This window comes from Parabacteroides distasonis (genome assembly GCF_004793765.1).
Lineage (GTDB): Bacteria > Bacteroidota > Bacteroidia > Bacteroidales > Tannerellaceae > Parabacteroides > Parabacteroides distasonis_A.
On sequence record NZ_SRYM01000129.1, the window covers coordinates 1 to 1,073 of the forward strand.

The window sequence follows — 1,073 nt, forward strand, 5'->3', positions numbered from 1 at the left end:
GCCAGTCCATTGTTTTTTTAGAATATAAAATTTCCGTATATCACTTTATTATTAACGTGAGCTTGATATAATCAGAATAAATTCAATTGTCCGTCATTGATGGGGTCAATATCAATGGCGGGCTTTTTTTCAAAGAAGCAATAAGCGGCAATAGCCGATAACGCGTTTGCCACAAAGTCGTTGACTGAGCGGTGCCTGGAGTGCTCGATCTGTTCGATGTCCTCCAACTCGTCATTAACCGTTTCAATTAAAGTCCGTTTTCTGATCAAAATTCTATCGGCCATACTCATCAGGCTGTTTCTCATGTTGTTCTTCGCCTTTGTTACAAGCTGTACGCCATTAAGAGACAGATTCTCAAGCAAGGCCTGTCCGATATATCCTTTATCAGCACATAATTTCCCTTTTATGTCTTTCAGCAACCGCCCCTGCTTTAAGGGTTCCCGTTCATCCACATTCCCGGGAGTGAACATGAAATTGAGGATTTCCCCCCCTGCCATTGATAATCAGGTGCAGCTTGAATCCGAAGAACCAGCCCATGGAGCGTTTCCCACGCTCGGCAGGCCCCTCGAAGGTCTTGTGAATCAGTATGCGTTGATTACGACAAACACGCAAGGGGGTTGAATCGACAAAGCTGATGCCTGTACAGGTTCCACGCAAAACATTCTTAATAAAAATAGTCAATGGAAGTAACACGCTCTTTTCCGATTCCACAAAACGGTTATAAGATACGCATTTGGGGAACAGTCCCTTCAGATGTTTACAGGCACATCCCATGTAATAATGCTTGAAGCATCAGAAACCTCCGGTATGAAACAGGCTGAGAATAACCATGATTTCCGCGTCGCTCATGCGGTTGGGTTTGTTACGATGCTTGCGGTTCTTATCTTCAAGCATATATTTTTTCTGTTGTAATGCAAGTTCCTTGCAAAAATCATCTGCCAGACAATAAATCTTTGTAACTTTAGCCTCCGAGAACATAGCGGTGATCGTTTAAATGTTATATTTGGCACTAAAAAGTTAACACTTTTATCGTTATGTTATTATTATTCAAGTAGATATTTATTGGGTTATAT

General features: G+C 41.5%; 1 pseudogene. It reads right to left on the reverse strand.

What is annotated here, in order from left to right:
- Window positions 1-71: 71 nt before the first annotated feature.
- A pseudogene (locus E5342_RS19010) lies at window positions 72-978 on the reverse strand (IS982 family transposase).
- Window positions 979-1,073 lie beyond the last annotated feature (95 nt).